Annotated in this window: 21 protein-coding genes and 4 tRNA genes; 15 read left to right on the forward strand and 10 right to left on the reverse strand. The window is 60.7% G+C overall.

Going from position 1 to position 24,795, the window contains the following annotated elements; all coding sequences use genetic code 11:
* Positions 1 to 125: 125 nt before the first annotated feature.
* The gene (locus HX868_RS04090) at positions 126 to 1,058 is read left to right on the forward strand and encodes an ABC transporter ATP-binding protein (RefSeq protein ID WP_010211649.1); all 933 of its coding nucleotides are present in this window, start codon (positions 126 to 128) and stop codon (positions 1,056 to 1,058) included.
* Entirely contained in the window at positions 1,055 to 1,834 is a 780-nt protein-coding gene (locus tag HX868_RS04095; protein ID WP_012723134.1) for an ABC transporter permease, read from the forward strand. Before HX868_RS04090 ends, HX868_RS04095 begins: the two co-directional genes overlap by 4 nt.
* Positions 1,835 to 1,985: 151 nt before the next feature.
* On the opposite strand, the gene HX868_RS04100 is transcribed toward HX868_RS04095, so the two are convergent.
* On the reverse strand, positions 1,986 to 2,531 hold the full coding sequence (locus tag HX868_RS04100) for a TetR/AcrR family transcriptional regulator (RefSeq protein ID WP_177002000.1): 546 nt from the start codon (positions 2,529 to 2,531) through the stop codon (positions 1,986 to 1,988).
* A 91-nt stretch (positions 2,532 to 2,622) separates the two neighbouring features.
* On the opposite strand from HX868_RS04100, the gene HX868_RS04105 reads away from it, so the two are divergent.
* The 4 genes from HX868_RS04105 (at position 2,623) to HX868_RS04120 (ending at position 7,371) form a co-directional block, all read left to right on the forward strand.
* Entirely contained in the window at positions 2,623 to 3,816 is a 1,194-nt protein-coding gene (locus HX868_RS04105) for an MFS transporter (protein ID WP_177002001.1), read from the forward strand.
* Between the two features lie 45 nt (positions 3,817 to 3,861).
* A complete protein-coding gene (locus HX868_RS04110) occupies positions 3,862 to 4,173 on the forward strand; it encodes a cupin domain-containing protein (RefSeq protein WP_033897679.1) in 312 nt (103 codons plus the stop codon).
* Between the two features lie 107 nt (positions 4,174 to 4,280).
* Positions 4,281 to 5,429 carry a TDT family transporter gene (locus tag HX868_RS04115; protein WP_177002002.1) on the forward strand — a complete coding sequence of 383 codons (1,149 nt, stop codon included), beginning with the start codon at positions 4,281 to 4,283 and terminating at the stop codon, positions 5,427 to 5,429.
* Between the two features lie 67 nt (positions 5,430 to 5,496).
* Positions 5,497 to 7,371, forward strand: a complete 1,875-nt coding sequence (locus HX868_RS04120; RefSeq protein ID WP_177002003.1) for an MFS transporter — start codon at positions 5,497 to 5,499, stop codon at positions 7,369 to 7,371.
* Between the two features lie 101 nt (positions 7,372 to 7,472).
* Here HX868_RS04120 and sugE read toward each other — a convergent pair whose 3' ends face one another.
* From sugE to rdgC, 3 genes are all read right to left on the reverse strand, one after another.
* Positions 7,473 to 7,787: a quaternary ammonium compound efflux SMR transporter SugE gene (gene sugE / locus HX868_RS04125; protein ID WP_010211634.1), complete on the reverse strand. Its 315-nt coding sequence runs from the start codon at positions 7,785 to 7,787 to the stop codon at positions 7,473 to 7,475.
* A 105-nt stretch (positions 7,788 to 7,892) separates the two neighbouring features.
* Positions 7,893 to 8,858, reverse strand: a complete 966-nt coding sequence (locus HX868_RS04130; RefSeq protein ID WP_122725387.1) for a bile acid:sodium symporter family protein — start codon at positions 8,856 to 8,858, stop codon at positions 7,893 to 7,895.
* A gap of 103 nt (positions 8,859 to 8,961) precedes the next feature.
* Positions 8,962 to 9,882 carry a recombination-associated protein RdgC gene (gene rdgC, locus HX868_RS04135; RefSeq protein WP_010211632.1) on the reverse strand — a complete coding sequence of 307 codons (921 nt, stop codon included), beginning with the start codon at positions 9,880 to 9,882 and terminating at the stop codon, positions 8,962 to 8,964.
* A 159-nt stretch (positions 9,883 to 10,041) separates the two neighbouring features.
* Between rdgC and HX868_RS04140 the strand changes: the two genes are divergently transcribed.
* Positions 10,042 to 10,117: transfer RNA gene (locus tag HX868_RS04140), tRNA-Val, on the forward strand.
* Between the two features lie 19 nt (positions 10,118 to 10,136).
* A tRNA-Asp gene (locus HX868_RS04145) sits at positions 10,137 to 10,213 on the forward strand.
* A gap of 143 nt (positions 10,214 to 10,356) precedes the next feature.
* On the opposite strand, the gene HX868_RS04150 is transcribed toward HX868_RS04145, so the two are convergent.
* The 3 genes from HX868_RS04150 to HX868_RS04160 form a co-directional block, all read right to left on the reverse strand.
* Positions 10,357 to 12,789: a TonB-dependent siderophore receptor gene (locus HX868_RS04150; RefSeq protein WP_177002004.1), complete on the reverse strand. Its 2,433-nt coding sequence runs from the start codon at positions 12,787 to 12,789 to the stop codon at positions 10,357 to 10,359.
* Positions 12,790 to 12,867: 78 nt separating this feature from the next.
* On the reverse strand, positions 12,868 to 13,839 hold the full coding sequence (locus HX868_RS04155) for a FecR family protein (RefSeq protein ID WP_177002005.1): 972 nt from the start codon (positions 13,837 to 13,839) through the stop codon (positions 12,868 to 12,870).
* Between the two features lie 6 nt (positions 13,840 to 13,845).
* Complete coding sequence (locus tag HX868_RS04160) at positions 13,846 to 14,364, reverse strand: sigma-70 family RNA polymerase sigma factor (RefSeq protein ID WP_095015364.1); 519 nt, start codon at positions 14,362 to 14,364, stop codon at positions 13,846 to 13,848.
* A 200-nt stretch (positions 14,365 to 14,564) separates the two neighbouring features.
* Here HX868_RS04160 and HX868_RS04165 point away from each other — a divergent pair.
* The 5 genes from HX868_RS04165 (at position 14,565) to HX868_RS04185 (ending at position 19,681) form a co-directional block, all read left to right on the forward strand.
* Positions 14,565 to 14,640 (forward strand) — tRNA-Val (locus HX868_RS04165).
* Between the two features lie 19 nt (positions 14,641 to 14,659).
* Positions 14,660 to 14,736 (forward strand) — tRNA-Asp (locus tag HX868_RS04170).
* A 305-nt stretch (positions 14,737 to 15,041) separates the two neighbouring features.
* The gene (locus HX868_RS04175) at positions 15,042 to 16,625 is read left to right on the forward strand and encodes a BCCT family transporter (protein ID WP_177002006.1); all 1,584 of its coding nucleotides are present in this window, start codon (positions 15,042 to 15,044) and stop codon (positions 16,623 to 16,625) included.
* A gap of 27 nt (positions 16,626 to 16,652) precedes the next feature.
* A complete protein-coding gene (locus HX868_RS04180; protein WP_177002007.1) occupies positions 16,653 to 18,662 on the forward strand; it encodes a CocE/NonD family hydrolase in 2,010 nt (669 codons plus the stop codon).
* A gap of 83 nt (positions 18,663 to 18,745) precedes the next feature.
* A complete protein-coding gene (locus HX868_RS04185) occupies positions 18,746 to 19,681 on the forward strand; it encodes a LysR substrate-binding domain-containing protein (RefSeq protein WP_177002008.1) in 936 nt (311 codons plus the stop codon).
* A 150-nt stretch (positions 19,682 to 19,831) separates the two neighbouring features.
* Here the strand turns inward: HX868_RS04185 and HX868_RS31015 are convergent, their stop codons facing one another.
* From HX868_RS31015 to HX868_RS04195, 3 genes are all read right to left on the reverse strand, one after another.
* Positions 19,832 to 19,954 carry a hypothetical protein gene (locus HX868_RS31015; RefSeq protein ID WP_281364973.1) on the reverse strand — a complete coding sequence of 41 codons (123 nt, stop codon included), beginning with the start codon at positions 19,952 to 19,954 and terminating at the stop codon, positions 19,832 to 19,834.
* Between the two features lie 110 nt (positions 19,955 to 20,064).
* Entirely contained in the window at positions 20,065 to 21,231 is a 1,167-nt protein-coding gene (locus tag HX868_RS04190; RefSeq protein WP_177002009.1) for a catalase family protein, read from the reverse strand.
* A complete protein-coding gene (locus tag HX868_RS04195) occupies positions 21,228 to 23,036 on the reverse strand; it encodes a di-heme-cytochrome C peroxidase (protein ID WP_177002010.1) in 1,809 nt (602 codons plus the stop codon). The genes HX868_RS04190 and HX868_RS04195 overlap by 4 nt, the downstream gene beginning before the upstream one ends.
* A 247-nt stretch (positions 23,037 to 23,283) precedes the next feature.
* On the opposite strand from HX868_RS04195, the gene bamJ reads away from it, so the two are divergent.
* Both bamJ and HX868_RS04205 read left to right on the forward strand, forming a co-directional pair.
* Complete coding sequence (gene bamJ, locus HX868_RS04200) at positions 23,284 to 24,015, forward strand: BamJ family beta-barrel-assembly machinery protein (protein WP_177002011.1); 732 nt, start codon at positions 23,284 to 23,286, stop codon at positions 24,013 to 24,015.
* A 313-nt stretch (positions 24,016 to 24,328) separates the two neighbouring features.
* Positions 24,329 to 24,787: a YkvA family protein gene (locus HX868_RS04205; protein WP_177002012.1), complete on the forward strand. Its 459-nt coding sequence runs from the start codon at positions 24,329 to 24,331 to the stop codon at positions 24,785 to 24,787.
* Positions 24,788 to 24,795: the final 8 nt, after the last annotated feature.

Raw genomic sequence — 24,795 nt, forward strand, 5'->3', positions numbered from 1 at the left:
TTAATACGGGTGACTGTACTTGTGCGGCGCGGGCAAGCACCATGCTTGTCATGCGCCGCCGTTGAACTACCTGGGCTGCGCCCCCATCTACTCTTTCTATTCCCTTCTTTGGTGCGTAATCCGATATGAGTTCCGCTCTGTCCATCCGGCAGCTAACCAAAACCTACGGCAACGGTTTCCAGGCCCTGAGTGGTATCGATCTGGACGTTGCCGAAGGTGACTTCTTCGCCTTGCTCGGCCCCAACGGCGCCGGCAAATCCACCACCATCGGTATCCTCTCGACCCTAGTCAACAAGACCAGCGGCACGGTGAATATCTTTGGCCATGACCTGGACAAATCCCCGGCGGCGCTCAAGCGTTCCATCGGTGTGGTGCCCCAGGAATTCAACTTCAACCAGTTTGAAAAGACCTTCGACATCGTCGTGACCCAGGCGGGCTACTACGGCATTCCGGCGAAAGTCGCCAAGGAACGCGCCGAGCAGTACCTGACCCAACTGGGCCTGTGGGACAAACGCGACGTGCCTTCGCGTTCGCTGTCCGGCGGCATGAAACGCCGCCTGATGATCGCCCGCGCACTGGTGCATGAGCCGCGCCTGCTGATCCTCGACGAGCCCACTGCTGGCGTGGACATCGAGCTGCGTCGCTCGATGTGGACCTTTCTCACCGAGCTGAACGAGAAGGGCATCACCATCATCCTCACCACCCATTACCTGGAAGAGGCTGAGCAGTTGTGCCGCAACATCGGCATCATCGACCACGGCACCATCGTCGAGAACACCAGCATGCGTAACCTGCTGGGCCAGTTGCATGTGGAAACCTTCTTGCTCGACCTGAAAAACAACCTGTCGGCGCCGCCGCAACTGCTCGGCTACCCGAGCCGCCTGGTGGACAGCCATACCCTGGAAGTGCAGGTGGACAAGGCCATGGGGATCACCGCGTTGTTCACGCAGTTGGCGACCCAGAACATCGAAGTGCTGAGTTTGCGTAACAAAACCAATCGCCTTGAGGAGTTGTTCGTGTCCCTGGTGGAGAAAAATCTGGCGAAGGTGGCGGTATGAGTTCTGAACTGCAACCCAACCTCGTCGCGCTGCAAACCATCGTCTATCGCGAAGTGAAGCGCTTTACCCGGATCTGGCCGCAGACCCTGCTGCCGCCGGCGATCACCATGGTCCTGTACTTTGTGATCTTCGGTAACCTGATTGGCCGCCAGATTGGCGACATGGGTGGCTTCACCTACATGGAGTACATCGTGCCGGGCCTGATCATGATGTCGGTGATCACCAACTCCTACGGCAACGTGGTCTCCAGCTTTTTCGGCAGCAAGTTCCAGCGCTCCATCGAAGAATTGATGGTGTCGCCGGTGTCGCCCCACACCATCCTGATCGGCTACACCCTGGGTGGTGTGCTGCGTGGCTTGATGGTGGGCGTGATCGTGACCCTGCTGTCGCTGTTCTTCACCCACCTGCAGGTGCATCACCTCGGGGTCACCATTCTGGTGGTGGTACTGACGGCGACGATCTTCTCGCTGCTGGGCTTCATCAACGCCGTGTTTGCACGCAACTTCGATGATATTTCGATCATTCCTACTTTCGTGCTGACCCCGTTGACCTACCTGGGCGGGGTGTTCTACTCCATTACGCTGCTGCCGCCGTTCTGGCAGACCGTGTCGCTGGCCAACCCGGTGCTGCACATGGTCAACGCCTTCCGCTACGGCATTCTGGGGGTGTCGGATATCAAGATCAGCGTGGCGATCACCTTCATGCTGGTGGCGACGGTGGTGCTGTATATCGGTTGCGCGAAGCTGCTGGTGAGTGGGCGCGGGATGCGTACGTAAGCGATGACCCGCAATAAAAAACGGCCTCAATTGAGGCCGCTTTTTTTGCTTCACACTCTGTAGGAGCCGGCTTGCCGGCGATGGCGGCCTGAAGACTTGCATTGAATTCAAAGGCCTCATCGCCGGCAAGCCGGCTCCTACAAAGGGATGTTCAGGGGGTGAGTGCCAGATCAATCAGTTCATGCAGCTCTTCAACCGGCAACGGTGCGCTGGAAAACAGGCTGCGATACACCGTGGGTGCCGCGATCAGGTTGAGCAGGCGATCCAGGCTTGGCAACACGTCGACGCTGTCCCGATAACGGTCGAGGATGACCTGCAACTGGCCCATCAAAATGTGGCTGCAGTAGTCCCTGGGATGACTGCATTGCACGTCGCGCATCATGTTGCGGCCCAGGTCGGAACTCATTTCATCCAGGTACTGTTCGCCCCAGGCACGCAAGTCACCGCGCAGGCTGCCGGTGTTGGCCGGCTCGCTGTCCGGTCGCAGGCGCTCCAACGCCACATCGGCGAGCAGCGCCGCGAGGTCGCCCCAGCGTCGGTAGATGGTGGAGGGCGTGACGCCCGCACGCGCAGCAATCATCGGCACGGTCACGCTGGCGCGCTCATGGGCTTCCAGCAGTTCGCGCGCGGCGTTATGCACTGATTCTTGGACCCGGGCACTGCGGCCTCCCGGGCGAAGGCCTTCTTTAATCGCCATGCCTAAAACCTTAACACAAAGAATTTGCTTTAAGCGCTTTCCAGTAGCACACTCGGCAAAAGCAAAATATTAGCTTTAGCGGAGCGTGCCCATGTCCAATATTCCTTCACACCGTGCCAACCTGGCCTTCCTGGTAATTACGGTGTTGACCTTCCTCGCCGCGTCCAGCGCGCCGACGCCGTTGTATCAGGTGTATCAGGACAACCTGCACTTTTCGGCGGCAATGCTCACGGTGATCTTCGGCGTCTACGCCGTGAGCTTGCTGGCGGCTCTGCTGACCGTGGGCTCGCTGTCGGATCACCTGGGGCGCAAGCCGGTGATCTTCACGGCATTGCTGCTGAACATTCTGGCGATGCTGCTGTTTATCAACGCGGACAGCACCGCTTACCTGATCGCCGCCCGCGCGTTGCAAGGTTTTGCGACCGGCATGGCAACGGCGGTGCTGAGCGCGACGCTGCTTGATACCGATCGCCTGCGCGGCCCGATGCTCAATAGCCTGGCGCCGCTGTTGGGCATGGCCAGTGGTGGCCTGGGCAGTGGCTTGCTGGTGGAGTACGCGCCTCGGCCAACCCAGCTGATTTATCTGACGATGCTCGCCTTGATGGTGGGCCAGGCGCTGTACGTGTGGCGCTTGCCGGAGACGGTCAGTCGGATTCCGGGTGCGTTGAAATCCCTGGCGCCGACCCTGCATGTACCCGAACAGGCACGCCGTGCCTTGTGGCTGGCGATGCCGCTGAATGTGGCGGTGTGGGCACTCGGTGGGTTCTTTTCGTCGCTGGCACCTTCGCTGGTGCGGGCGGCGACCGGTTCGACCTCGCACTTGATCGGCGGTGGGCTGGTGGCCGTGGTCACCTTGAGCGGTGCGGTGATGATCTACAGCCTGCGGGATCGCCCGGCGGACAAGGTCATGCGCCTGTCGGCCGTGCTGTTGGCGGTGGGCGTGGCCTTGCTGCTGGTGGCGGTGCAGAGCGCCAGCCTGCCGCTGTTCTTTGCCGCCAGTGTGATCGCAGGCTTTGGTTTCGGCGGTGGGTTCATGGGCAGCGTCCGCAGCATCGTCGGGCTGGCGTTGCCCCATGAGCGGGCCGGGTTGATGTCGGCTTTCTACGTGCTGAGCTACCTGGCGTTCTGCCTGCCGGCGCTGCTGGCGGGTAACTTGAGCCATGTGTATGGCCTGATCGTGACCACGGATGGCTACGGCGCGGTGTTGATCGTACTGGCCCTGGGTGCCCTTGTCGGTCTGCTGATGCAGGATTCGACGCGGGCCAGGGCGACGACGGGCGGCTGATGGGTAATAATCGGTGCCTCGTATCCGCCTGACCGAGAGGCAAGCATGAAGATCATCCGCAGCAAGGACTTCACCGGCAGCCGGGCCTGGGAGGCGCTGGATATCGCCAACATGAACGGCATCACCACGCGCCTGCACTGGACCGATCAGCCGTACCGCTGGCACATCAATGACGGTGAAGAAGTGTTTGTGGTGCTCGATGGCCGGGTGCAGATGCACTACCGCGACAACGGCTTCGAACAGGTGGCGGAGTTGGGCGTCGGTGACATCTTTTATGCCAGCGTCGGCACCGAACACGTAGCTCATCCCCAAGGCCCGGCGCGCATCCTGGTGATCGAAAGCGAAGGCAGCGTTTGACACTATATTTGTAAAATAGATAACAGATAGAGATATTACCCGTTATATAGATATTCGATCAGGTTCTATCATGTTCTCAACCTCATGCGAGGAAGAGGATTGCCATCATGACCTGCTCGAATACCGTCAGCTACAAACCCTTCAGTCACTTGACCCGTCCACGGGAAGTGATCCGCCAGTTCACCCCCAACTGGTTTGCCGCCACCATGGGCACCGGCGTGCTCGCGTTGGCGTTGGCGCAACTGCCGTTCAATTTGCCTGGCTTGCACGCGATTGCCGAAGCGCTGTGGTTGTTCACCATCGGCCTGTTTGTGCTGTTCAGCGTGCTGTATGCGGCCCGTTGGGTGATGTTTTTCCACGAGGCGCGGAGGATTTTCGGGCACTCCACGGTGTCGATGTTCTTCGGCACGATTCCCATGGGACTGGCGACGATTCTCAACGGCCTGCTGTTGTTTGGCCTGCCACGCTGGGGCAGCGATGTGATCCCCCTGGCGCAAGCGCTGTGGTGGCTGGATGTGGCCATGGCCCTGGCCTGCGGCGTGTTGATCCCGTTCATGATGTTCACCCGCCAGGAACACAGCATCGACCAGATGACCGCGGTCTGGCTGTTGCCGGTGGTGGCCGCCGAAGTCGCCGCTGCCAGCGGTGGCCTGCTCGCACCACACCTGGCAGATGCCCATTCGCAGTTGGTGATGCTGGTGACTAGCTACGTGCTGTGGGCGTTTTCCCTGCCGGTGGCATTCAGCATCCTCACTATCCTGATGCTGCGCATGGCCCTGCATAAACTGCCTCATGCCAATATGGCCGCGTCGAGTTGGCTGGCGTTGGGCCCCATTGGCACTGGGGCGTTGGGCATGCTGTTGCTGGGAGGCGATGCGCCGGCCATTTTCGCGGCCAATGGTTTGCCGGGTGTCGGCGAAATGGCCAACGGCCTCGGCCTTGTAGCGGGCATTACGTTGTGGGGGTTCGGCCTGTGGTGGATGTTGATCGCGGTATTGATCACCCTGCGTTACCTGCGCGCCGGCATCCCTTTCAACCTCGGCTGGTGGGGCTTTACCTTTCCACTGGGTGTGTACGCTCTGGCAACGCTTAAGCTGGCGAGCCTGTTGCACCTGGGTTTCTTCAGTGTTTTCGGCAGTGTGCTGGTGGCGGCATTGGCGCTGATGTGGCTGATCGTCGCCAAGCGCACGGTGCAGGGCGCCTATAAAGGTGAGCTTTTTGTTTCGCCATGCATTGCAGGACTAGCGAATAAGTAAGCCGGATTAGGTAAAGTCGTGGCCTGAATGCTTTTACAAAAACACAGGCCACGCAGGAACACGGACGATGAGCCACCCCTCGCAATTCACTTTGCTGCGCACACGGCGTTTCCTGCCGTTCTTCATTACCCAGTTGCTGGGCGCGTTCAACGACAACATCTTCAAGCAATCGCTGATCCTCGCCATTCTCTACAAGCTCACCATTGACGGTGACCGCTCCATTTGGGTCAACCTCTGCGCCTTGCTGTTTATCCTTCCGTTCTTCCTGTTTTCGGCGTTGGCCGGGCAGTTTGGCGAGAAATTCAATAAGGATGCGTTGATCCGCGCGATCAAGATCGGCGAGATCGTGATCATGGCCGTGGGCGCGACGGGCTTCCTCACCAACCACCTGGAATTGATGCTGCTGGCGCTGTTTGCCATGGGCACACACTCGGCGCTGTTCGGGCCGGTGAAGTATTCGATCATGCCCCAGGCCCTACACGAAGATGAGCTGGTAGGCGGCAACGGCCTGGTGGAGATGGGCACGTTCCTGGCGATCCTGGCCGGGACCATTGGCGCCGGGATCATGATGTCGTCCACCCATTACGCGCCGGTGGTGTCGGTGGCGATCGTCGGCGTGGCGGTGCTGGGTTACCTGGCCAGCCGTAGCATTCCACGGGCGGCGGCGTCGACCCCTGGGTTGCGCCTGAACTGGAACATTTTCAGCGAATCCTGGGCCACCCTGCGTTTGGGCCTGGGGCAGACGCCTGCTGTGTCGCGTTCCATCGTCGGTAACTCTTGGTTCTGGTTTGTCGGTGCGATCTACCTGACGCAGATCCCGGCCTACGCCAAGGAATGGTTGTACGGTGACGAAACCGTGGTGACGCTGATCCTCACCGTGTTTTCGGTGGGTATCGCGCTCGGCTCGATGCTCTGCGAAAAACTTTCCGGGCGTAAGGTGGAAATCGGCCTGGTGCCGTTCGGTTCATTCGGCCTGACCGTGTTTGGCCTGCTGCTGTGGTGGCACTCAGGGGGCTTCCCGCAGAACGTGCAGGCCAACGACTGGCTCGCCGTGCTCAGCTACGGCCAGGCCTGGTGGGTGCTGATCGATATCCTTGGCCTGGGCGTGTTTGGCGGCTTTTATATCGTGCCGTTGTATGCCCTGATTCAGTCGCGTACCGCCGAGAACGAGCGTGCGCGGGTGATCGCGGCCAACAACATTCTCAACGCCCTGTTCATGGTGGTCTCGGCCATCGTCTCGATCCTGCTGCTCAGTATGGCCAAGCTGTCGATCCCCGAATTGTTCCTGGTGGTGTCGCTGCTCAACATCGCGGTCAACACCTACATCTTCAAGATCGTCCCCGAGTTCACCATGCGTTTCATGATCTGGCTGCTCAGCCATTCCATGTACCGCGTGGAGCATCGCAACCTGGAGGCGATCCCGGATGAAGGCGCGGCGTTGCTGGTGTGCAACCACGTGTCGTTCGTCGATGCGCTGTTGATCGGCGGCGCGGTGCGTCGGCCGATTCGCTTTGTCACGTACTACAAGATCTACCGTTTGCCGGTGCTGAATTTTATCTTCCGCACCGCCGGGGCGATTCCGATTGCCGGGCGTCACGAAGATATACAGATCTACGAAAAGGCTTTCACACGGATTGCGCAGTACCTGAAGGACGGCGAGTTGGTGTGTATTTTCCCCGAAGGCAAGCTGACCGCCGATGGCGAGATGAATGAGTTTCGTGGTGGCGTGACGCGGATTCTGGAAGAGACGGCGGTGCCGGTGATTCCGATGGCGTTGCAGGGGTTGTGGGGGAGTTTCTTCAGTCGGGATCCGAAGAAGGGCTTCTTCCATCGCATCTGGTCGCGGGTGGTGTTGGTGGCGGGGGAGCCGGTGGAGGTCGAGTTGGCGACCCCGGCGCAGTTGCAGGAGAAGGTCACTCAACTGCGCGGCACAGTCCTGTAGGAGTCCGGCTTGCCGGCGATGGCGCCCGTTCAGACGCTATCGCCCGCAAGCGGGCTCTTACAGGTCGATGGCGTCCGTTTGAACGCCATCGACCGCACGGTTCAGGTGCTGATTTTCAGGCCAATCAGCCCGCAGATGATCAACGCCACGCTGGCCAATCTGAACAACGCCATGGACTCACCAAACAGGATGATCCCGGCAATCACGGTGCCCACGGCGCCCACGCCGGTCCAGATGGCATAGGCGGTGCCCAGCGGCAGCTCCTTCATCGCCAGCCCCAGCAGGCCGAGGCTGACGGCCATGGCGGCAATCGTCAAAGCCGTGGGCAGCGGCTTGCTGAAACCGTCGGTGTACTTCAGGCCGACGGCCCAGCCAACTTCAAACAGACCTGCGAAAAACAGAATGATCCAGGACATGATGACCTCCTAACGTTAGGTGGGGTCGTCCCCGGATTAGGCGCTTTCAGCGTCGCGGGGTCGTCCCCGCGCAGCTCGGTAGAGTGCCGAAAAGTGCTCGGCTGATCAAGTTTGCGGGGTGTTCTCCAGCACGCGACGGTCTTCCTTTTCGCTCATGCGGCGGAAGTAGGTGGACAGCAATGCCCCGGAAATATTGTGCCAGACGCTGAACAATGCACTCGGCACCGCCGCCAACGGCGAAAAGTGCGCGCTGGCCAAGGCGGCGCCCAGCCCGGAGTTTTGCATACCCACTTCCAGCGCCAGTGACTTGCGCTGTGCCAACGGCAACTTGAACACGCGGCCGGTGAAGTAACCCAGCAGGTAACCGAAGCTGTTGTGCAGCATGACCACTGCCATGATCAGCAGGCCCGACTCGGCGATCTTCGCCTGGCTCGCGGCAACCACCGCCGCGACGATGATCACGATGCTGACCACCGACACCAGCGGCAATACATCCACCGCATGACGCACCCGCTCACCGAGCACACGTTGCGCCAGCACGCCGAGCACGATCGGCAGCAGCACCACTTGCAGGATCGACCAGAACAACTCCATGAACGACACCGGCAGCCAGGCCGACGCCAGCAGCCAGATCAGCGCCGGGGTGAGCAGCGGGGCGAGGAGGGTGGTGACAGCGGCGATGGCCACCGACAGCGCCAGGTCGCCACGGGCCAACCAGGTCATGACGTTGGACGAGGTGCCGCTTGGGCAGCAACCGACCAGGATCACACCGACGGCGATTTCTGGCGGCAGGTGGAACGCCTGGCACAGCAACCACGCCACGCCCGGCATGATCACAAAGTGCGCGACCACGCCCAGGGCCACACGCCAGGGGTGGCGGGCGACTTCGGCGAAGTCATCAATCTTGAGGGTCAGCCCCATGCCGAACATCACCAGGCCCAGCAACGGGACGATGGCGCTTTTCAGGCCGATGAACCAGTTGGGTTCGAGGAAGGCGACGACGGCGAAGATCAATACCCAGTAGGCGAAGGTATTGCCGACGAAGCGGCTCAAGGCGGCGAGTGCGCGCATGGGGATGTCCTTGTTATTCGAATAAATGTAGGGGCCGGCTTGCCGGCGATGGCACCCTCAGGTCCGCCATCGCCGGCAAGCCGGCTCCTACAAAGGGGGAGCGTCAGATGCCCTGCGGGGTTTCTTCGCCGCCGAGTGCTTCAACCAGCGCCGGGATGAAATCGCCGAACGTCAGCATCATCAGGGTAAAGCTCGCATCCAGTTGGCCCAGGGCCTCATCGCCGCCGTCCTGTTCCGCCTGGTCTTGCAGCAGGTCTTCGAACTTCAGGCGCTTGACGGTCATCTTGTCGTCGAGCATGAAGGACAGCTTGTCCTGCCAGGCCAGGGACAGTTGGGTCACGACCTTGCCAGTGGTCAGGTGCAGTTGGATCTCTTCGCCGGTCAGGTCCTGGCGCTTGCAGCGCACGATGCCGCCGTCTTCGTGGGTGTCGCGCAGTTCGCATTCGTCGAGGACGAAGAAGTCATCGGCCGGCTTCTGGGTGGTGACCCAGTCGGTCATGATTGCGGTTGGCGCGGTTTTCACCGTGAGCGGGCGAACCGGCAGGGTACCGATCACTTCACGCAGGGTCGACAGCAGGTCTTCAGCGCGTTTCGGGCTTGCCGAGTTGACCAGGATCAGGCCCTGTTTCGGCGCGATGGCGGCGAAGGTGGAGGAGCGACGGATAAAGGCGCGTGGCAGGAAGGCCTGGATGATTTCATCCTTGATCTGGTCGCGTTCCTTCTTATAGACCTTGCGCATCTGCTCGGCCTCGATTTCTTCGACTTTCTCTTTCAGTGCGTCACGCACCACGCTGCCCGGCAGGATGCGTTCTTCCTTGCGCGCAGCGATCAGCAGGAAATCACCGCTGACGTGAACCAGGGGAGCGTCTTCACCTTTACCAAAAGGCGCGACGAAACCATAAGTGGTCAATTCCTGGCTTGCGCAAGGGCGCGCCAGTTTGGTGGCCATGGCCGCTTCCAACGCCTCGGCATCAACAGGCAGATCTTGGGTCAGGCGATAGATAAGCAGGTTCTTGAACCACATGGGGTGAGTCTCTCCTTTATACAAAGGGGGGCATTATTCTCTTGATAACGTCCCAGGCCAACCCTGCCTAAGCCATTGGAAGCTATCAAAAAAAAGATTTCAGAAAGTGCTTGCCAGACTTAAGGTCGCTCCGTAGAATGCGCGCCACACCGAAACGAAGGGTGATTAGCTCAGCTGGGAGAGCGTCTGCCTTACAAGCAGAATGTCGGCGGTTCGATCCCGTCATCACCCACCATTCGCTTCATGTGTTACGCGCAGCGGTAGTTCAGTCGGTTAGAATACCGGCCTGTCACGCCGGGGGTCGCGGGTTCGAGTCCCGTCCGCTGCGCCATATTCGGTAACCTGGAACACTGAACGCCAGGTCACCACAGGAAGCCCGCTCAATGAGCGGGCTTTTTGCTGTCTGGGATTTGCAAAACCCCAAAAAACGCCGCCGATCATTTCCGATGATCGGCGGCGTTTTTTATTGGGCGACTAGAAATCCCAGCGTGTAGTGACCATGAAGTTGCGCGGCTCACCGTAAGCGGCCGAGTTATAGAAGCCGATGTTGGTGTAGTAGTGCTTGTCGAAGATATTGTTGACGTTCAGCGTCGCCGACAGGTTTTTAGTGACCTGATATTTGGTCATCAGGTCCACCAGCCAATAAGCGTCCTGGGAAAACTCTTCATACCCACCATGGGGTGAGTTGTAGATGTCCTGCCAGCCCACGCTTTGCCAGCGCACGCCACCGCCGACGGTCAGCTTGTCCAGGTCGCCCTTGAGTTTGTAGGTGGTGAACAGCTTGACCTGGTCTTCGGGCTCGAAGGTGGAGATCTTCACGTCCTTGTCGTCGCGCACCACCTTATGGGTGTAGCCGGCCTGTAGTTGCCAGCCGGGCGCTATCTCGCCGGACATCTCCAGTTCGTAACCCTTGGTCACGGCCTTGCTGCTCTTGTAGGCGTAGTTGTTCGGGGTCGGTGTCTGGTTGTTGTAGGCGTCGTCGGAGAGCGCACGATTGGACTCGTGGATTTCAAAGTACGCTGCGCTGGCGTTCACGCGGCCGTCGAGGAAGTCGGCTTTCACGCCCAGTTCCCAGTTCTGGCCTTCATCCGGTTCCAGCAACTTGTTGTCGCGGTCGCGGTTGTAGTTTTCCTGCGGCATGAAGATGTCGGTGTAGCTGGCGTAGACCGCATAGGTGTCGTTGAGGTCGTACACGGCACCGACGTAGGGGACGAAGCGCCCCGACTCGCGGTAGTTGGGGTTGTAGCCCGTGACCTGGTAATTGACCACACGTCCGCCCAGCAGCAGCTTGAGGTCATCGGCGAGGTTCAGCCGCGTGGTCACGTAGGCACCGGTCTGGCGCACGGTGTCATCGATCAGGGATTGTGGCTTGCCCCAGTCCGGAATGGTGGCGTGGCCGTGCCAGTTATTGAAGTCGACGATATTGGGGGAGAGGTTCCAATAGCCTTTGCCTTTCCACTCCGATGCGCTGATCGAGCCGCCCAGCACCAGTTCATGCTCGCGACCGCCGAGGCTGAACGGGCCGCTGACGTACAGGTCGGCGGAATCGCTGACGGTTTCCCCGGTGTACTTGCCCGAGGTGAGTTGCGCGGTGCCGTCCGGCTGCGGTTGGTCGCCCTGGATCGAGCCCATCAGCGCGTGATAGCCGTTGATCTTGTGATCCAGTTGCAGCTTGGTGACCCAGCCATTGCCCAGGTCGTGTTCGAGCATGGCGAATACGGTGCGGGTGTACTGTTCCCAACTGCTCCAGTCAGCGGCGTTGTTGAACGAGCGCTTGACGCTGTTGCGGTCGCCCTTGGAGTTGATCAGCGGGAAACTGCCCGACCACGATGAGCCCTTCGGCAAGGTGTCCTGGTAATCGCCGCCGACGGTCAGCAGCGTATCGGGTGACAGGTCGAACTCCATGATGCCGTAGTACGTCGGGCTCTTGCGCGAGTAGTGGTCCATGAACGAATGCTTGTCCTGATAGGCCGCCACGGCCCGGCCACGCACATTGCCGCTTTCGGTCATGGGGCCGCTGACATCCAACTCGCTGCGATAGTTGTCCCACGAACCGGCGCCGAGGGTTGCGTGGCCCTGGAAGTCTGCGGTGGGTTTCTTGCGCACCAGGTTGATCGTCGCGCCCAATGAGCCTGCGCCCGTGAGCAGGCCGGTGGCGCCCTTGAGCACTTCGACACGGTCGTAGATCGCCATGTCGCTCAGGGTGTTGCCCGCCGAGTAAGCGACGTTGCGTGCGGTCGAAGGGATGCCGTCGTACTGGAAATTATTGATCGAAAAGCCCCGGGCGTAGTAGTTGGTACGCTCGGTGTCGAAGGCGGAAACGGTGATGCCCGGTGTATGGCGCATCACGTCGTCAACGTTGTTCAGGCCGAAATCATCCATGTGCTGGCGGGTAACCACGCTCACGGACTGCGGCGTTTCCTTGGGCGTCAGCACCAGGCGCGTGGAGGTCGCGATAGTGCCGGGTGTGTAGGAACCGGTGCCTTCGGTGACGTTGCCCAGCTGGTTGGCGGTGACGGCGGTCGGGCTCAGCTCCATGGTGCCGTTGCCGGCGATGGGGGCGGGTTGCAGGGCGTATCCCTGAACGCCTTTCACGGCGCGGTAGCCGCTGCCTTCCAGCAGCCGGTCGAACCCGTCCTGAATCCCGAAGTTGCCTTTCAGCCCAGGGCCTTTGAGGCCCTCCAGTTCGTGGGACTGGAACACGATGGCCACACCCGCCTGCTGGGCGAAGCGGTTGAGCGAACTGCCCAGCGGCCCGGCGGGGATGTCATAGGACTGGGCGGCGACGCTGACGGCGTCCGCCTGGGCCAGGCCGATGTTCAAGGTGCCGGCAGTGATGAGGGCCAAGGACAGCGGTGCACTTTTCAGTAGCCGAAAGCGTCCGCGTGGGTAGGAAGGGGTGTGCATGGGGAAGGCAGTCCTTTATGTGTCGAATTACCTTCCTTGACGGGCAACCTCGAAAAAACCGGAAGCAAATGCGAATAATTATTTATTGGATGCTGGCTCGGGGCCAACCACGATCAGCCAGGGCGTGAAGGACTGCACCCGTATCGGCAACGTTTGCGCGAGTAATTGCAAGGCATGGTCGCTGTTATCCAGGGGGATCACGGCCGACACACGCAGGTTTTGCAGTGCGGCGCGATCAAACTGCACGCGGCCGCTGCGGTGCCGGGCGATTTCGTCCAGCACGTCGGGCAAGGGCTGGTTCTCCACCACCAATTGATGGCGGCGCCAGGCTTCATTGATGCTGCTCGGGTCGACAGTGCCCGCCAAGCGGACTTGGTTTTTGTGCAACAGGGCCCGCGACCCAGCATCGACTTCCAGCGTCTGCTGGCCGTTCGCGCTTTGTGCCGCCACGCGAGAGTGGAGCATGCTCAGCACAGTGACATCACCTTCGCGCTTGACCACGAACCGTGTGCCCAGTGCACGCAGGGTGCCTTGGGGCGTCTGCACGACAAACGGCCGGGTGCTGTCGTGGGCGACTTCCACCAGGATTTCGCCTTGCAACAGTTCGATACGGCGCTGCTGGCTATCAAAGTGCAGGTTCGCTGCGCTGATGCCATTGAGGGTCAGTGTCGAACCGTCCGCCAGTTGCAGGGTTTGCCATTGGCTCGGGCCATTTCGTACATCGGCCATCCACTGCCGTGGATAGGGGCTGATCAACAAGGCCGCTGCCGGAATCGCCAGGCTGCACGCCAATACCAGCGCGCGCAGGGCGTGCTTGCGGCGACGGCTTTTCGGCTGCGCAAAGGCCGCATCCAGAGCTGCGCGGGCAGGGGCTTTTTTACCGCGCAGGGCCTGCATGCGTGAAGTGGCGGCTTCCATGCGAGCGGCGGCTGCCGCGTGATGCGGGCCTTGTTGCTTCCAGCGCTCGAACGCCTGCTGCTGGGCCTCGTCCCATTCGCCATCGTGCAGGCGCAGCAGCCATTCGGCGGCTTGTTCTTCGACGTCCGACATGCTTGATCAGGTGTCCATGCTGTGGCTGCAATGCATAAGCGCCTGGATCAGGTACTTGCGCACGGTGCGCTCCGACAACTTGAGCTGCCGGGCGATCTGTTGCTGGGTCATGTCTTCGAGGTAATACAGCACGAAGGCCTGGCGCGAGTATTCGTGCATGCCTTCCAGGATAAAGGCGATCTGTTCGAGGGCTTCGAGGGTGGTGTGGATTTGCTCCGGGGATTGGAAACCTTCGAGCGCATCCACCGTCAATGCCAATTCTTGCAGGTAAGCCTGTTCAATCTGCTTGCGCCGCGCTTGGTCGATAAGCAGGCGCCGGGCGGTGGTGCTCAGGTACGCGCGGGGTTCGCGAATGCCGGCGACGGACTCGCGCGCGTTCAGGATGCGTGCAAAGGTATCGTGCGCCAGGTCGGCGGCATTCTGTCGACAGCCCAGCTTGCGTCTTAGCCAGGTGAGCAGCCAGCCATGATGCTCGCTGTAGAGCTGGGTAATTTCCCGTTGGAAGGGCGGTTCACCCACAGACATAGGCGTGGCTCAAGTGTTATTGAGAATGGTTTTTAATTGTGCGGCCAAGGGGCGGGTAAACGCAATAGACTCGCGTTTGAAGGTGTAGAAGCCCGTTTTTGCTGGGTTTTGTCGTGCCTGAGAAAATATTTCAAATAAATTGCATTTAAATCAAGACATTGCGGATTTTTGGTGTATGATGCCGCCCACACCGAAACGAAGGGTGATTAGCTCAGCTGGGAGAGCGTCTGCCTTACAAGCAGAATGTCGGCGGTTCGATCCCGTCATCACCCACCATTCGCTTCATGTGTTACGCGCAGCGGTAGTTCAGTCGGTTAGAATACCGGCCTGTCACGCCGGGGGTCGCGGGTTCGAGTCCCGTCCGCTGCGCCATATTCGGTCACCTGGAACACTGAACGCCAGGTCACCACAAGAAGCCCGCTCATTGAGCGGGCTTTTTTTCGTCTGCGATTTCTTCTTCTTATGCCCTGCCAGTGTGCACTGCCTATTCGTCCTGAACTGTACGGGTGCGCCATGACGTGGGGGAATACCCCCATGCACATTGGTTGATTGCGCCCTCGGTCGCTCAAGCGTTTATCTATAGCCACGCGAAGACTTCCAGGCGGGTTACCGGCAGCAGGATGCTGCGGGGACTCGCTCTCCAACATAAAAATAGTCTGCAAGGGGAATGGCTCTCTATGAAATATCCACTGCGTCCGTTGGTGTTCTGGCCAACGTTCCTGATTCTGCTGGCGGCGGTGATCGCCAGCTACGTCGACCTGAATGCGTTCCTTGCGGTCAGCAAACAGCTCAACAACCTGATCCTGAAGAACTTCTCATGGCTGTTCAGTGCCGGCTCGTTTGCCATGGTAGTGCTGACCGCGATCGTCTACTTTTCCGCGCTGGGCAAGGTGCGTATCGGCGGTGAAGACGCCCAGCCGCTGCTGAGCAAATGGCGCTGGTTCATGGTGGCGCTGTGCACCACGCTCGCGGTGGGCGTGCTGTTCTGGACCACCGCCGAACCGCTTTATCACCTGTACGGCCCGCCCACCAGCCTGCCGATCGAGGCGGGCAGTGCAGCGGCGAAGAGCTTTGCCATGTCGACGATGTTCCTGCACTGGACCATCACGCCCTACGCCATCTACCTGGTGCCCTCGCTGGTGTTTGCGTTGGTGTTCTACAACCGTCGCAGCAATTTCTCCATCGGCGCCATGCTTGAACCGTTGCTGGGCGAAGCGCGGGTCCGGCGCTATGCCGGGCTGATCGACACCCTGGCGATGTTCGCCCTGGTGGCCGGCATGGCCTCGTCCCTCGGTACCGGTGCGTTGACCCTGGCCGGTGGCCTGGCCCAGTACATTGGCGGTGAAACCACGCCGTTTCGCCTGGCCATCATCATCGCAATCATCGTCATCACCTTTGTCGCCTCGGCCGCCAGCGGCCTGCAAAAAGGCATCGTGATGCTGTCCTCGTTCAACACCTGGATCATGCTGGCCCTGGGGCTGTTCGTGCTGTTGTGCGGGCCGACCCTGTACATGTTCAGCCTCGGCGTCGAGTCGCTGGGCGTGTACCTCGACACCTTCTTCAGCCGCAGCCTGTTCACCGGCGCCGCCAGTGGCGACACCTGGCCGCACAGTTGGACAGTGTTCTACTGGTCGGTGTGGTTTGCCTGGGCGCCGGTCAGCGCGTTGTTCCTCGGCAAGATCGGCCGCGGCTACACGGTGCGTGAATTCATCCATATCAACATGCTGTACCCGGCGTTGTTCACGGCGGTGTGGATCTGCATCTTCTCCGGCACCAGCCTGTACTTCGATGCGCTGGGCGACGGCAGCCTCAACCGGGTGCTGAACGAGCAGGGCGTGGAACATGTGCTGTACCAAATGTTCCAGCAACTGCCGGCCAGCGGCCTGATGATCGCGTTCCTGCTGTTCGTGGCGTTCATCTCCTTTGTCACTGCCGCCGACTCCAGCACCGACGTGATCGCCAACCTGTGCAGCAAAGGCGTGACCGCCGATTCCGACCTGGACGGCAATCCAATGCTGAAGATTGTCTGGGGTGTGATCATCGGCTCAGTGTCGTGGGTGATGGTCGCCTTTGTCGGCATCGACGGGGTGAAGATGCTCTCCAACCTCGGCGGTCTGCCGGGCATGATCCTGGTGTTGCTGGCCAGTACCTCACTGATCTTCTGGTTGAAAAACCCCGCATTGCTGGATGTGAAACGCCTTCAGCGGACCCCCGAGACGGAACTGCGCGGCGCCAGCCCGGTGCCGGATTTCGCCCGCTGATCGATTGAACCGCTGTAGGAGTTACTGATGGACATCGTCACTGAATTTGCTTACACCGTGCGCGAAATCGAGCACTGCCTGATCCCCTTGAAGGACGGCACGCAACTGGCCGCCCGCATATGGCTGCCGGAAGTCGCCGGTTTGCAGACTTTCCCGGCAATCCTCGAATACCTGCCGTACCGCAAACGCGATGGCACCGCCGTACGCGATGCGCTGACCCACCCTTGGATGGCAGGGCAGGGCTATGTGTGTGTACGCGTCGATATGCGCGGCAACGGTGAATCCCAGGGCCTGATGGCCGATGAATACCTGCTGCAGGAACAGGAAGACGCCCTCGAAGTGATCGACTGGCTGTGCCGGCAACCCTGGTGCGACGGCAATGTCGGCATGATGGGCATCTCCTGGGGCGGTTTCAACGGCCTGCAAGTCGCGGCGCGCCAGCCCGAGGCATTGAAGGCGATCATTACCCTGTGCTCCACCGATGACCGTTTCGCCGACGACATCCATTACAAGGGCGGCAACCTGCTGATGGAGAACTTTGGCTGGGCCGCCACCATGCTCAACTTCAGCGCGGCGGTGCCGGATCCTGCGCTGGTGGGCGACGACTGGAAAGACCTCTGGCACCAACGCCTGGACGCCATGCCGTTGCTGGCGGAAACCTGGCTGCAACACCAGACCCGCGATGACTACTGGCGCCATGGCTCGGTGTGCGAGGACTATTCGAAGATCAAGGCGGCCGTGTATGCCGTCGGCGGCTGGGGCGATGCCTACCGCAACACCGTTTCGCGCCTGATGCAAAACCTGCCGGGCCCGAAGAAAGCCATGATCGGGCCGTGGATCCACAAGTACCCGCATTTTGCCGTGCCGAACCCGGCCATCGGCTTCCTACAAGAGGCTAAACGCTGGTGGGATCACTGGCTTAAGGGCATCGATAACGGGGTAATGGATGACGCAGCCTGCACCTTCTACTTACAAGATATTCTGCCGCCGAAGGGCAGTTATGCCGAGCGGCCGGGGATCTGGGTGCAGACCTCCGGTTGGCCGGATCTGCAGGTGCAATGGACTGATTTCAGCCTCGGTGAACAGGGCCTGAAAGCAGGATCAGAGCCTTTGGCGGCGCCGCGCAGTGTCTGCTCGCCGTTGACCACCGGCTTGCATCAGGGCGAGTACTGCGCCATCTGGTTTGGCCCCGATGGGCCGACGGATCAACGCCGTGATGATGCGAACTCGCTGTGCTTCGACTCCGAGCCGCTGACCGAGCCGCTGGCGTTGCTCGGCGATGCACGTCTCACGTTACGCCTGGCAAGCGACACTTCTTGTGGTCAATTGGTCGCCCGGCTGAATGCGATAGCGCCGGACGGGCACGTCACCCAGATCAGCTACGGTGTGCTTAATCTCACACTGCGTGAGGACTTTTCCCAGGTAACGCCGGTAGTCCCCGGTGAACCCATGGACGTGCAGTTAAACCTCGACCACATCGGCATGCGCCTGCCCGCCGGCTACCGTTTGCGTCTGGCGCTCAGCACGGCGAGTTTCCCGCTGCTGTGGCCGAGCCGTGAATTGACCACCCTGACGTTGCTACCCACCCTGCAAAGCCTGCAACTGCCGATATTCAAAGGCGAGGCGGTGGACTGCCCGTTCGAAGCGCCGCAGTCGGCTACGCCGGTAGCGATGGAGGTCCTACGCGCCGCTGCGCCGAAACGCACCTTGATCGAAGACGTCGGCAGTGGTGAAGTCTGCGTGAAAATCGAAGATGACTTGGGTTCGGTGCGTTTTACCGACCACGGCTTGTCGGTGGACCAGCGTTGCACCGAGCAATACCGCACCTTGCCCTGGGATCCGCTGTCGACGCGGGCTGACATTGAATGGCACTACCGAGTCGGCCGCGACCAGTGGGCCGTGGAGGTGGAAAGCCATTTGAGCGTGCACGCCGACGCCGAGTGGTTCTACATCGAAGCGGAGCAGACCGCCTGGGAAAATGGCCAGTTGGAACACCGTCGGCAATGGAGTAAACGCGTGGCCAGGGTCGCACTCTGAGCAGGCAACTGGCAGGATGCTCGCCAACGTGATCTCTGCGGGCCTGGGGTAACCTGGGCCCGTCATTGCCAATGGACTTGCTCATGTCGCGCCGAAACGTCGATCTTCCTCCCCTCAATTGCTTGCAGACCTTCGAAGCGGCGGCCCGCCATTTGAGCTTTACCCAGGCGGCCCATGAACTGAATTTGACCCAAAGCGCGGTCAGCCGCCAGGTCAAACGCCTCGAAGAAGATCTCGCCCGCCCGCTGTTTTATCGGCTGGCCCAAGGGTTGAGCCTGACACCCGCCGGGGTACGTTATTTCCGTACCGTCCAACGCCTATTGCGCGAGCTTGACCGCGAGTCCGCCGAGTTGCGCAGGCGCGGTGCCGATCGCCAGTTGACCCTGGCCAGCACGCCCACCATCAGCTCGATCTGGCTGGCCGGTCTGTTGCCGCAGTTCCAGCGCGACCATCCGGACCTGGATATCCGCATCCTGTGCAGCGAAAGCCCCAGCCACCTGGATGTCAGCGAATATGACCTTGGCTTGTTCTACCATTTGGATGAACTGGCGGCGCCCCATGGCCTTGAGCTGTCGCCGGTGTTTGACAGCGAACAGGTCATCACCGTGTGCAGCCCCGATTACCTTGAGCGTCATGGACCGATTCGCGACCTGCATCACTTGTTGCACGCTCATACCCTGCTGATCGTCGAGGACCACCATCACGATTGGCTGACCTGGGCCGACTGGTTTGCCGATGCGGGCGCCGATTACTACTCGCCGCGTCATGCCTTACGCACCAACAGCTATCAACTGTTGATGCAATCGGCGGTGATGGGGCACGGCGTTGCCCTGGGCTGGAAGCGCTTGCTGGACAGCGACCTCGATTCCGGGCGCCTGCAAATGGCCTTGCCCCACAGCATGCACAGTCGTGGCCGCCTGCACTTGATGCAGCCGCACCACCGCAACCCGCCGGCGGCGGTGCGCAGTTTTCGTCAATGGTTGCAGGCTAGAACGGTAGAGGCAGGACACGCCGGATAAGGGCGAGCACTGTACCTGTGGCGAGGGAGCTTGCTCCCGCTGAGCCGCGAAGCGGCTCCAAAAATGGGACTGCTACGCAGTCCAGCGGGAGCAAGCTCCCTCGCCACAGGTTACGTTTACCCTTCCTGCTTCTTAACTGACTGGCGTTGGTCAGTGCTGGGAGGTTTTTTTCTTTTTGGTCTGGCGTGTCGCCAGGTGTTCGAAGCAAAAAGACGCGGTGCCGAACACGGCGATCAGGGTCAGTACGATCATGCCGAGGGTTGAGCTTTCCACGGTGATTTCCTACGGGTGATGGGGTAGGTGATCACGGTAGAGGCGGGGTGAAAACGGCTCAATAGACCCGACGCAATCCTTACGCCGTCGGGCCCATTGTTACGCACTCTTTACGGGGCGTTGCGGCTGTGGCGGTAATCGCTGACCGCTTCGTACACCGCCTTGCGCAAGCGGTTGATACCGCCAATAGGGCGATGTTCCGCTACGCCAAACCAGGGGTTGAACGACTGGTTGTCGCACGCCAGGTTCTGCTCGGGTGTGTCGAAATCCTGCGCCGGTATGCGCACCTTGGCCACGGTTTCATAGGGCGCATCGCTTTCCTTCCATTCGATGCTGGTGTCTTCGATCGGCATGAATTTCTGCGGGTTTTGCCGCTGGATCTGCAGCACGAAACACGCAGGCACGCGGTCGGTGGACAGCTGCTGGCTCAAGGCGCCGCGCAGGAAGTTCGGCAGGTCCTGGTTCTGCTTGGGCAGTTGATACTCCGGGCAGCTCTGTGGGTCGGGCGCGACGCGGAACTTGGCGTTGGCCGCGCCGAACTTGTAGGGCGACACCGAAAAGTACGTAGTCTGCGTCGGGCTGGCCGGTGCGGGCGCCAGGGTCGCCAGGGCGATAAACAGATGGCGCACCTGCCAGGTCCGTGGGTCGGCCTTGGGGAAGAACGCCAGGACTTTCTTGCCGTCCGCTTGCGCGCCGATGTTCTGCGCGTACTCCGCCACATCGCTGACAAAGAAGTTCGGGTGGCTGAACATCACGAAGTCCTGTTCCGTGCGCGCCTGCTGGTCGGCCAGCAGTTGCTTGCCCGGCACGTCCAGCAGCTTGAGCGCCATGCCCCGCGCATCACGAATGCTGTCGAACTGGGGGTATGCGTTGCCGTTGGACAGTCGCATCATTGCCTGCCAGGTCTTGCCCGGCTCGGCAAACACACCCTGGCGCAGTGCCGGGTCGAGATCGGCCAGCACGCTGACCTCGGCCTTCACACAACCATGGGCCTTGGCATGGGCATCGCGCAGGTAGCGCGTGCCTTCGCGGTGCTGGTCAACGATGCGCACCGCCGTCTGGATAATGCCTTGGGTCATCGCCGCTTCGCCGGGCGGAATCTGCTCATTCGGCGACACCGGGCCGCTGTGTTGCCAGGCGTACCACGCGCTGGCGCCCAGCCAGCCGAGCAGGCCGAGGCCCACCAGCCACAGCAGGGTCTTGCCCAGAAACGCGCCGATGCGCAGCCACAGGCGGGCGAGCAGGGAAGGTCGGTCGTAGGGGGATCGAATCATCATGGCAGTTGTTGCTCCAGCGGGCCGCCCAGCACTTTGAGGTATTCCAGCAGCGCCCAGCGTTCCTGCGGCAGCAAGCCGCGGCCGATTACGCCGTTGCCACGACTGCCGGCACGAAATTCGTGGCCGCTGTTGTGGTTGCCGGTGATTTTGGTATCGAACAGGAAGGCATTCTTGAACGCACCGGTTTCGAAGCCGAGGTGGCGCGGGTCGTAGTTGAAAGTGCCTTTATAGAAGGTGGTGCTGCGCTCGTCCTGGGGTGAGAGCAACTGGTAGATCGTCGGCACCGAACCGTTATGCAGGAACGGCGGCGTCGCCCACACGCCGGCCAACGGCCGCGCTTTATAAGCACGCAGCTCACGCACGCCGATGGGCAGGCCGTAACCGTCCAGGCGCGGACGCTCGGCCGGGGTCACGCCGGCGGCGCGGTAGGCATGTTCTTCGACGAACGCGGTGACGTACGCGAGGCCCTTGGCCACGGACATCTTTTTCAAGTCCAGCGGCTCGGTCGGCGTGGGGTGCAGTTCGACGTTGAGTTTGGCCAATTCCGCCAGGTCCCATTGCAACGCGCTGAGGTCGTAGCGCTGATCGGCGATGTTGCTGGCAGTGCCGGGGTCGGTGCCGATGTAGTCCACCGGCAGCATTTTCAACTGTTGCACCGGGCGGCCGCCTTCCTGGGTGATGCTGGGCACGTGGCAGCCGGCGCAGTTTTCGGCGAAGAGTGCACGGCCTTGGGCGGCGAGCGGCTTGTCGATGCTGCCGAACAGGTCCTCGGGCCAGGTCGGTGGCTTGAGGCGTTGCAGGGTTTCTTCAATCAGGTTGAGGTCGCGCACGCGTACGCTGGACGGGTAGCGCGCATCGCCTTGGAGTGGCTGGCCGGCGTCGTCGAAAAACGCCAGGGTTGCGCCGACACCCAGGGCTTCGCCGATGTTGCGCGCCATGGGCTGCTGGGCCGAGCCGTTCCACTGCACCCAGTCGAAGGTCCAGATGTCCCACAGTTGCGGGTAGTCCACCGGCGCGTTGGCGACGCGATAGTTATCCGGGGAAATGGCATCGCCAAAGCTGGCGTTGGCGATACGGCCAAAGGCATCCGTACGGCCAGGGCCTTCTTCAGTAGGGTAGAGGCCACGGTGAGTGTCGTTCCAGGCCACTTTGAGGAATTGGTTCAGCGACTGCTTGAAGTCCTGGCGCAGTTGCTTGTGCTCGGCGTCGTAGCGATCCCCCAGCACCTGGCGGGCAAAACGTTCGAACTTCCACGGGTTGTAATAGGTGGACGCCAGGCTCGCGACCAGGGCTTGGCCGAAACTGCCGCCGCGCAAGGTTGGCACGCTGGAGGGCAGCACGTGCTGGGCGGAACCGCCGTCGATACGCACGGCCTGATTTTTGTAATGCAGTTCGCCGGTGTGGCAGGCGGCGCAGGTGATATCCAGGTATTCAACGTTGCTGCCGGCGTTTTTATGCCGGGCGAAACCCACGGGCAGGTTGCCGGGGTTTTGCGCGGTGGGCACCTGCTTGGGGTCCACCAGGAAGCCGAAGCGTGCCAGATACTCGGGCGTTGCGAAACGCTGTTCGGAAAACGGCAGCTCCAGGGCGGTGAACCAGTCGTAATGCAGGCCTTTTACCTGGGTGCCCTGGGGCGTGAAGTAATAGGTCTGGCGGTCGGCGGCACTCCATTGGTCCTGGTAGTGCACCTGCTCCACGGGCACGTAGTCCGGCAGCTTGGGGTTGACGGTGTAATAGAGCACCACGGCCAGGGCGATGCCCAACAGGGTGAAGATCAGGAGTAAAACACGGGAAAAAATGCGCAAGATAACTATCCTTGTCGAGTTGTCGCGATGTTATGCCACTACGCCACAGGTGCGGCAAGTGGCCATGAGCCCGGTAGTGGGCGGTCCCGCGATCCTTCGCGGGCCTCCATCATGAATGAAAATGCTTTTAAACACGTGAACTTATCAGAAGTTTCCTGCTCACATGCCGGTAGCCATTGGTCGTGGCCGCCTGATAAGCTCGCGACTTTATTCGAATGCCCTATTGGCGCATGAACAAGGAAATAGCATGAAACAGCATCGGTTGGCGGCGGCGGTGGCCCTGGTTAGCCTGGTACTTGCGGGTTGTGATTCGCAGACCAGCGTAGAGCTGAAAACCCCGGCGCAGAAAGCTTCCTACGGCATCGGCCTGAACATGGGCAAGAGCCTTGCCCAAGAAGGCATGGATGACCTGGATTCCAAAGCAGTAGCCCAAGGCATCGAAGATGCCGTCGGCAAAAAAGAGCAGAAGCTCAAAGACGACGAGCTGGTTGAAGCGTTTGCCGCACTGCAAAAGCGTGCTGAAGAACGCATGACCAAGATGAGCGAAGAGTCGGCAGCCGCCGGCAAGAAATTCCTCGAAGACAACGCCAAGAAAGACGGCGTCGTCACCACCGCTTCCGGTCTGCAGTACAAGATCACCAAGAAAGCCGACGGCGCCCAGCCTAAGCCGACTGACGTGGTGACTGTGCACTACACCGGCAAACTCACCAACGGCACCACCTTTGACAGCTCCGTGGATCGCGGTAGCCCGATCGACCTGCCTGTCAGCGGCGTGATCCCAGGTTGGGTCGAAGGCCTGCAACTGATGCACGTTGGCGAGAAGGTCGAGCTGTACATTCCTTCCGACCTGGCCTACGGCGCACAAAGCCCAAGCCCAGCGATCCCAGCCAACTCCGTGCTGGTGTTCGACCTGGAACTGCTGGCCATCAAGGACCCAGCCAAGGCTGAAGCTCCTGCGGCACCGGCTGCCAAGAAGTAACAGGCGCCTGAACATACAACGCCCCGTCCCGACGGGGCGTTGTTGTTTCTGGGGGTTGCAAAATCCGAGCCCGTGAACATCCGATCGAACGCCTGCAACCTGCAACAGTCTGATATAAGACTCGAGTATGGGTAGCCGCACATCAACGCCAAGTCAATGAAATCTTGGGTTTTTTTTCAGTGCGCAAAAAACGCCCGATCTGACTGCAAGCCTTGTAATACGTGGCTTCCAGCGCAGAAAATAGGCTCTGTTCACAAGGTTATCCACAATTTGTGTGGATAACCTTTTATGTCGCCTGGAACTGGAGTGACCGATGAAACCACCCTTCAATTTCACCCGTTTCCTACCCATGGCCGCACGTCTTCTGGGCCGTGGCCGCTTGCCGACGCTGTTGTTCGCCGTCGCCGCCAAGGGATCCAGCCAGGGTAATCGTCTGGGTAAGCTCAAGGATGACTTCAAGCTGCTCCAGGCCCTGTGCCTGGCCTACTGGCGCGGCGAGTACCGGGCAATCAGTCCCAAGGCGCTGATCTCGGTGGTGGCGGGGCTGATGTATTTCCTGAGCCCAATCGATGCGATCCCGGACTTTATCCCCATGTTCGGCATGCTCGACGACATTGCCGTGCTGGCATGGGTCATGAAGACCCTCGACGGTGAGTTGAGCGCCTTTCGCGCCTGGCGTGAGGCCCAGCGTCCGGAAAAGCTTGCCGTGGTTGAGCGCCTGCCTGCGACGCCCGCGCTGCTGGCCAAGGAAAGCCCGCAAAAAAACGGATGACGTGACTA

The organism is Pseudomonas reactans, from assembly GCF_013385825.1.
In the GTDB taxonomy this organism is placed as follows: domain Bacteria; phylum Pseudomonadota; class Gammaproteobacteria; order Pseudomonadales; family Pseudomonadaceae; genus Aquipseudomonas; species Aquipseudomonas reactans.